We start from the raw sequence: 7,540 nt of genomic DNA, 5'->3' as shown, positions 1-7,540 counted from the left end.
GTCGCGGCCGGCCCGGCGCCGCCCGGGACGGCACCCGGCGGTCGGCGGCCCTGGCGCCAACTCGCCCTGCTCAGCGGGCTGATCAGCATGGACAGCAGCGAGTCCAGCGTGATCTCCGTACTCTTCCCCGCCCTGCGCGCGGCCCTCGGGCTCCCGCTCTCCGCCCTCGGCACCCTGGTCGCCGTCGGCAAGCTCGCCGGCATGGTCACCGGCCCCCTCTGGGTCATGCTCGCCCAGCGGGTCAGCCGCAAGACCGTCCTGGTGATCAGCTCCGGCCTGTGGGGCGTCTGGAGCATCGCCGCCGGACTGTCGCAGAACTACGTCCAGCTCCTGATCCTCTCGACGATCGCCGCCGCGGGATTCGCTGGCGGCGGCGCCCTCGTCAACGGCATCCTCGCCGACCTGTTCGACGACGCCCACCGGGGCCGCGCCGCCGGCTACCTCTACGCGGGCGTGGCCGTGCTGCTCGCCGTCGTCGGCCCGCTACTCGGCCTGCTCTCCGAGGTCCACAACGGCTGGCGCTACGGCTTCTTCCTCTCCGGCGCCGTGACCGTCGCGTTCGGCCTGCTGGTCGCCGCCTTCTTCCGCGACCCCGGCGTCGGTGCGGCCGAGAACCCCGGCGTCGGTGCGGCCGAGAACCCCGGCGTCGGGGCGGCCGAGCCCCACCGAGGCGGCCCGGCGCGCCCCGGCGCGACGGTGCTGAACCGGGCCGTGCTGCGGGAGCTGATGAGCAGCCGCACCTTCCGGCTGATCCTCGTGCAGCGCTTCGCCAACACCCAGCTCGCGATGGTCAGCTTCGGCGTCGTCTACCTCGTCGACGTCTTCCACTTCGACAACGCGACGGCCTCCCTGGTCAGCGCGCCCGCCGCGATCTGCTTCCTGATCGGGACGGCGCTCGGCGGCCAGATCGTCGACCGGGTCCAGCGCCGGCTGCCCGACGCCGGACGCCTGCTCACCTGGCAACTGGCCACCCTCGGCTGGGGCGTGGCCGCGCTCCTCGCCACGCAGGTCACCTGGCCGTCCATCGGGATCTACGTCGTGCTGTTCTGCGTCCTCGGCGTCCTCCAGGGCTTCAACCCCGGCTGCAACCGGCCGATCCTGATGGCCGTCACCCGGCCGGAGACCCGCAGCGCGGCCTTCGCCGTCATGCTGTCCGCCGAGTCGGCTGGTTGGGCCGCGAGCACCCTGGCCATCGGCTACGCCGGATCGGCCTTCGGCCTGCGCACCGCCGTCCTGTGGCTGGTCGTCGTGCTCAACCTCGCCAACGCCCTCTTCATGACCCTGATCCACCGCCCGCTGCGCCGCGAGGCCCTCGCCCTGCGCGCCGCGACGGCCGACACCCACCCCCGTACCAGCGGAGCCGAGAACCGATGAGCGACCCCGTGGAGATCCACACCCACTACCCCTCCCCGGCCGGAGACTTCCTGCCGTTGCTCGGGTACGCCCCGGCCGCCGCGCCCCCGCGCGCCGCCGTGGTCCTCTTCCACGGCGGCGGCTGGCAGACCGGCATGCCCGAGCAGTTCGCCCCGCAGACCCGGGCGCTCGCCGCCCACGGCATCCTCGCCCTCAGCGCCGGCTACCGCCTGCTCGGCCAGGGCGCCCGGTCGGTCGGCGACTGCGTCGACGACGCGCGGGCGGTCGCCCGGCACGCCCGGAAGCTGGCGGCCGAGCACGGCGCCGCCGGCGCGCCGCTGTTCCTCGGCGGCGGCTCGGCCGGCGGCCAACTCGCCCTGGCGCTCGGGAGCGAGACCTCCGAGGAGACCCCGTACGCGGGGCTGGTGCTGTTCAACCCGGCCGTGGACCTCCTGGAGGAGGCCTGGCTGCCCCTGCTGCCCATGCTCGGCCTCACCGAGGAGGCGGCGAAGGCCTGTTCACCCCTCCACCTGGTCCGGCCCGGCACGCCGCCCGCCCTCCTCCTCCACGGCACCGCCGACCAGCTCGTCCCCATCGCCTCCGCCCGCCGCTACCGCGACGCGCAGCGGGCCGCCGGCAACGACTGCCGCCTGGTCGAGTACCAGGGCGCGCCGCACGGCTTCTTCAACCCGGACACCGACGACCCCGGCTGGTTCCGCGACACCACCGACCGGGCCGTCCGCTTCGTCCTGGACCACCTGGACCCCCTGGTCTGAGGGGCCCGTCCCTGGTATCGATGGGGCGTGCGATTCGAACGTGTGCCGATGCCGGACGGGGTGGGGGCGCGCCCCAGGGACGGGCGGGGCTACCCGGTGCCCGCGATCACGCCGTGGCGGGACGGGCAGCCGCAGTTCGCGCTGACGGACCACGGGCGCAGCGCGAACTGCGCACTGGAGCGGCGCTGTTCGGTGTGCGGGGAGTTCATGGAACGCGGGCCGGTGTGGCGGGTGGTGGGAGCCGCCGAGAGCACCGCGATCGCCGAGGCGGTCGCGGCGGGGCGGCCGTACCGCAACCTGGCGCCGACCATGGAGGGCCCGGGGCACCGGGCCTGCATGCTCTACGCCTCGATGGTGTGCCCGTACCTGGCCCGGCCCAACGCCCGCCGCCGGGTGACCGCCGACGGCCCGGCGGACGGGCTGACGGCGGCCGCCGTCCGAGGGGCGGCGCGCGGCGGGACGGGCGCGGTGGTCGGCTTCGGCGACTACGAGTACGCCGTCACCGCGGAGCGGGTGCTGTTCCGCTTCCTCGACGTGGTCGAGTTCCTGCCGCACGAGTCGGCCGAGGAGCACCTGGCCGAGCTGCGCGCCGAGCTGGCTCGTGCGGCGGGGGCTCAGGGCCGGTAGGCGGGCAGGCCCTTGACGGTGGAGACCTGCGTCGGGGCGGCGGAGCCGTCGGCGGGCAGCGTGCTGATGCCGTCCGGGGTACGGGCCGCGACGGTCCGGCCGTCGGGGGACCACGCGGGCTCGGTGTAGTCGGTGGTGGCCGCGGGGGTGAGGTCCTTCTCGGCCTTCTGGTCGTCGTCGGTGGAGCGGGTGAACAGGTGGTCGTGCCCGTTCACCGAGCGGACGAAGACGATGTGCCCGCCGTCCGGGGAGAGGGCCGGCTGCGAGCCCCTGCCGATGTCGTGCGTGTTGGGGCGGAGGTAGTCGTCGTAGATGTACACCTCGCCGGCCGGGGTGTTGGCGTACGCGACCTCGCCGCGTTGGCCTCCGGCGTTGGCCCAGGTGTTGCCGGTCTGCGGCGGCTGCGGCATGTTCTCGTTGCCGCCCTCGGAGTTGCGCGGGGTGAGCACCTCGGGGGTGCCGCCCTTGGTGGGGACCTTCTCCAGCCGCAGCGTGCCGCCCTTGGAGGAGACGAACACCAGGTTGTCGAAGCGCGCGGTGGCGTCCGCCGGGGAGTCGGCGCTCGGGCCCTTGGCGGCGTGCTGCCAGCTGGGGTGGGACCAGGTCTCGCCGCCGGGGTTCCTGGCGACGGTCGTCTTCCCGCTGCCGTCCGGGGCGGCGGTCACCAGGTCACCGTTGCCGTCGACGAAGGCGGCCCGCTTGCCGTCGGGGGACCACGACAGGTCGCGGACCACGGTGCCGAAGTCGACGGTGGTGCCGTTCATCGCGACGGTCCGGGTGCCGGTGCTGATGGTCAGGTGGTTGGCGGTGGACGTGCCGTTGACCTCCTTGCCGCCCGGCGCGGGGCTGCCGGAGGGTGAAGAGCCGTCGGGGGCCGCCGTACCGGGGGTGCCGCCGCCCGGCGAGGCGGTGGGCCCGGGGTCGCTGTTGTCGGGGCCGCAGGCGGAGAGCAGCACGGCCCCGACCGTGGACATCAGGGCGATCGCGGCGGCGGTGCCGAATCTGTTGCGCACGGACATTCCAGGTCCCCCTCGGTGCTGTTCGCTGGTCGAGTAGGAGGTTCCCAGAACGAGGTCAGCGGCGGGTGCTCACCGTGTCACAGCCGTGGAACAGCACGCGGGGCCCTCAGACCCGCTCGGTGCGCTGTTCGCCGAGCGGCGCGTAGTGCTCGGTGAACAGCTTGGCGACCAGCTCGCCGCGACTGGAGACGCCGACCTTCTCGAAGACGGCCTTGACGTGGTCGCGGCCGTCGGCCACCGCGCGGGCGCGCAGCGCGGTGCTGTGGATCCACACCGGGATCCGCAGCCCCAGCGCGGCCTTGACGGTGGGTGAGTCGGGCACCTCGGCCAGGTGCCGACGGGCCTCGTCGTTGGCGGAGAGCAGGTTCCCGTCCTGGTCGAAGAGCAGCAGGCCGGGGCCGGGCGGGGCGGCGGTCTGCCGGAACAGGCTGACCTGCCCCCAGGAGCGCCCGCCGACCCCTTGTTTATCAGCCGTTGATCGTCGGCGCCTAGCGTCGGGGGCATGGACGAGAGGACGGCCGAGCGGCCGGGGCCCGAGGGGCGGATGACGGAGCAGGACGCGGAGGGGTTCCGGCGGCTGCTGGCCGGGCTGGAGAGCTCGCTGGCGACGGACCTGGAGGCGGCGGGGCGTGATGCCTGAGGGGGACGGGCGCCACCCCGTGGTGGTGGTGCCGCTCTGGCGGCGTGGTGAGCCGCGCGAGGGTGCGGAGCGGCCCGGGGCGCTGCGGGGGCGCCCCGGGCCATCGGTCGCGTCGGATCAGGTGGAGTCCGTGCGGGAAAACGTTGTTGACTGACCGTCAGCAGCTGCAGTCGCAGCAGTCGCAGCCATCGCAGCAGTCGCAGCCGTCGCAGCAGTCACAGTCGCAGCCGCTGCAGTCGCAGTTGCCGCAGCAGTCGTGGCGCTGGCAGAAGCCCTCGCGCCGCTCGCGGCTGAACGGGTCGTCGTGCGAGCAGCAGAGCAGCTGGCAGGAGCAGGCCATCAGCGCCCACACCGCGCACCCGGCGAGCAGGTTGCGCGGGCGCGGCGGCTTGTCGCCGATCGGGGTGAAGCCCGGGCCCTGCGGCACCCACGGCGGGACCGGCGCCTGATCGGGCGTCTGGCCGGGCGCCTCGCGCGGCGGCGCGTCCTGGGGGTGCTCCCCGACGGCGCCCGTACGGCGGCAGCTCGCCGTGTGCGCGGCCGGGCCGAAGACCCGCTCGACCGCCCGCTCGGTCTCGTGCGCGAGCAGCACGTGGACCAGCGCCCGGTCGGTCAGCTCGACCTCGCGCAGCGCGAGCCGGATGCCGTGGACGGCGTCGCGGCAGAGCCGTTCGGCCTCGGCGCGGTCGGTGCCGGTGGCGGTGAGCGGGTTCCAGGCGCCCGAGGCGGCGTCGGCGGCCTGGTCCTCGGCCGCGTCGAGGAGGTGGGCGAGCCGGCCGAAGAGCCGCCCGGCCTCGGCGAGCGGGGCGGCGTTGCCGGGGCGTCCGGCGATCACGGCGGTGTGCGCGAAGGCGGCCGAGGTGGCGGTCTCGGTGGGTTCGGTGACCAGCAGCACGGAGCCGCCGGGCCGCAGCGAGCGTTCCAGCTCGCCCTGCCGGGAGGCGGCGTCGAGCAGGACGGCGGTGTCGAAGCCGACCGTCGAGGCGCTGCCCGCGCTCCGCCGGTCCCAGCGCCTGGTCACCGCGCGCGCCCCGGCGGCGACCGGGCGGCGGGCGAAGACGCCGTCCCGGTCCTCGACGTGGTCGCGGATCTTGACCGAGGCGAGCGTGAGCGAGACGGCGGCCGCCAGCCGGGCGCCCTCGCCCTTGGCGACGGAGGCGGTCCGCATGCCGCGCAGCGGGCACGGGCCGGCGGTGCGGCGCCAGGAGGAGTCCTCCCGTGCGGCCTGGGCCTCGACCAGCACGGAGATGATCAGCCCGTCGTAGTTGGTGGCGGTCCGGGCGAGCTGCCCGTGGTCGTCGCGCAGCGCCAGGCAGAGCCCGCACAGGTGCGCCATCCAGGAGCTCTGGAGCCGTTCGGACAGCCGGTGTCTGCACGGTCTGATGATGCCGAACACGATCGTCCCCCTCGTCAGGCAGGCCGCTGACCGGCCGCTTTGTCGCCGGACATCATATGATCACGGCGGCTCAGGGTGGAGGGGCCGGGAGGGGCCAGCCCGTCAGCGCAGGCGCGCGAGGTGGACGGTGAGGTCGGCGAGGAGCTCGACCCGCTCGGGCAGCACCGGCCGAATGCGTTCGAACACCTGCTCCCGCCGGAGCGCGGGCAGCATGAGGTAGGCCGAGACGGTGGAGAGGTGGCCGACGTAGTCCTCGGCACTCACCGTCAGGCGCCGCTCGATGACGTGCTGGCGCACGTCGGTGAACCACTCCGAGCGCCGGAGCTCCGTGCCCGGCCACTGCAACTCCCGCTCCGGCGGCGTGCCGTCCGGTGACGGGATGTCGTCGCTCTCCAGGAACGGCGCCCGGGCCGCGCGGACGGCCTCCTCCACCTCTGGATCGGCCGGTCGGACCGGCCCGCCGACCGAGGCGAACACGCCGCCCGGCTCCAGCAGTTCGGCCATCCGCGACCACCGGCCCTCCGGAGCCGTCCAGTGCAGCGCCGCCGCCGCGTAGACCAGCCCGTACGCCCGCTCCGGCCGCAGGTCCTCGAACGCGGCCCGCACCGTCCGGACGTCGGCCGGTACGTGCTTGCGCAGTTCGGCGAGCATGGCGGGGTCGGGGTCGGTCGCGGTGACGGCGATCCCGCGCCGGGCGAACAGCCGGGTCGCCTTGCCCGTTCCGGCGCCGATCTCCAGGGCGGTCCGGACCGGACGGCCGGCGTACTCCGTCACCAGCTCGAACAGCTCCACGGGATACCCGGGCCGGTACCGCTCGTAGGCCTCCGCCGTCTCCCCGAAGCTCAGCGCGCGATCAGACATGCCGAGCATCCTGGCACGCGCCGGGCCTCCCGCGCGCGGGGGTTCCACATCGAGGGCCGAGGCACCCTGGCGGGCCGAGGCGCTCTGGACACAATCGGTCGCCGACGGAAGGATGCCGTCGGGATCAGCGGGGCCGTCCGGCTGCCGTGGCCTGAGCGTCGGACGGGCCTTGGGAAGCCGGAAGACCGGGGAGGGGCATGGAGTTCAGGATTCTGGGATCCCTGGAGGTGTTCGCCGCGGCCGCCCCACTGCCGCTCGGCGGACCGCTCCAACGGAGCCTGCTGGCCGTCCTGGTGGCCCACCCGAACCGGACGGTCTCGGTGAGCCGACTGGTCGACGCGGTCTGGGACGAGGCCCCTCCGGCCACCGCGGAGCGGCAGATCCGCAACATGATCGGCCTGCTGCGCCGCACCCTCGGATCCCGGCACGGGCCGAGATCCCCGATCGTGACCGACGGTGCCGGCTACCGGCTCGTGGCGGACGAGGACGCGGTGGACCACTGCGTGTTCGGGGCCAGGGTCGCCGCCGCGGAGAGCGAGACCGGCGCCCGGGCCGTCTCCCTGCTGCGCGGCGCACTGGAGTTGTGGCGGGGGCCCGCGCTGGACGGGCTGCCGGGCCGGGCCTTCGCCGCACTCGCGGCCGGTCTGGAGGAGCAGCGGCTGGCCGCCATCGAGCGGCTCTACGAACTGGAGCTGGAGGCGGGCCGGCACCACGAGGTCACCGCCGAACTGACCAGACTGGTCTCCGAGTTCCCGCTCCGCGACCGGCTGGTGCGGTACCTGCTGACCGCGCTGCACCGGTCCGGACGCAACGGCGACGGGGAGGGGTCCAGCAGAGTCTGCTGGAGGGCCCGGGCTTCGGGGGTCGG

At 74.7% G+C, this 7,540-nt stretch carries 9 protein-coding genes; 5 read left to right on the top strand and 4 right to left on the bottom strand.

Going from position 1 to position 7,540, the window contains the following annotated elements; translation table 11 throughout:
- From J0670_RS24315 to J0670_RS24305, 3 genes are all read left to right on the top strand, one after another.
- On the top strand, positions 1–1,374 hold a 1,374-nt coding region (locus tag J0670_RS24315; protein ID WP_207813784.1), incomplete at its 5' end, for an MFS transporter.
- A complete protein-coding gene (locus J0670_RS24310; RefSeq protein ID WP_207813783.1) occupies positions 1,371–2,129 on the top strand; it encodes an alpha/beta hydrolase in 759 nt (252 codons plus the stop codon). The genes J0670_RS24315 and J0670_RS24310, both read left to right, overlap by 4 nt.
- A 27-nt stretch (positions 2,130–2,156) precedes the next feature.
- A complete protein-coding gene (locus J0670_RS24305) occupies positions 2,157–2,756 on the top strand; it encodes a hypothetical protein (protein ID WP_307806666.1) in 600 nt (199 codons plus the stop codon).
- Here J0670_RS24305 and J0670_RS24300 read toward each other — a convergent pair.
- Both J0670_RS24300 and J0670_RS24295 read right to left on the bottom strand, forming a co-directional pair.
- Positions 2,744–3,775: a PD40 domain-containing protein gene (locus J0670_RS24300; RefSeq protein WP_207813782.1), complete on the bottom strand. Its 1,032-nt coding sequence runs from the start codon at positions 3,773–3,775 to the stop codon at positions 2,744–2,746. The two genes, J0670_RS24305 and J0670_RS24300, sit on opposite strands and share 13 nt — an antisense overlap.
- Before the next feature lie 106 nt (positions 3,776–3,881).
- Positions 3,882–4,097, bottom strand: coding sequence for a hypothetical protein (locus J0670_RS24295; protein ID WP_207813781.1), 216 nt, complete (start codon positions 4,095–4,097; stop codon positions 3,882–3,884).
- A gap of 180 nt (positions 4,098–4,277) precedes the next feature.
- Between J0670_RS24295 and J0670_RS24290 the strand changes: the two genes are divergently transcribed.
- Positions 4,278–4,415, top strand: coding sequence for a hypothetical protein (locus J0670_RS24290; protein WP_207813780.1), 138 nt, complete (start codon positions 4,278–4,280; stop codon positions 4,413–4,415).
- A 157-nt stretch (positions 4,416–4,572) separates the two neighbouring features.
- On the opposite strand, the gene J0670_RS24285 is transcribed toward J0670_RS24290, so the two are convergent.
- Complete coding sequence (locus tag J0670_RS24285) at positions 4,573–5,811, bottom strand: DUF5685 family protein (RefSeq protein ID WP_207813779.1); 1,239 nt, start codon at positions 5,809–5,811, stop codon at positions 4,573–4,575.
- Between the two features lie 102 nt (positions 5,812–5,913).
- Positions 5,914–6,672 carry a trans-aconitate 2-methyltransferase gene (locus J0670_RS24280; protein WP_207813778.1) on the bottom strand — a complete coding sequence of 253 codons (759 nt, stop codon included), beginning with the start codon at positions 6,670–6,672 and terminating at the stop codon, positions 5,914–5,916.
- A gap of 197 nt (positions 6,673–6,869) precedes the next feature.
- Here J0670_RS24280 and J0670_RS24275 point away from each other — a divergent pair.
- On the top strand, positions 6,870–7,540 hold a 671-nt coding region (locus J0670_RS24275; protein ID WP_207813777.1), incomplete at its 3' end, for a BTAD domain-containing putative transcriptional regulator.

It is taken from the genome of Streptomyces sp. FH025, from assembly GCF_017427025.1.
In the GTDB taxonomy this organism is placed as follows: Bacteria; Actinomycetota; Actinomycetes; order Streptomycetales; family Streptomycetaceae; genus Kitasatospora.
This window is presented reverse-complemented; position numbering and strand designations above follow the sequence as displayed.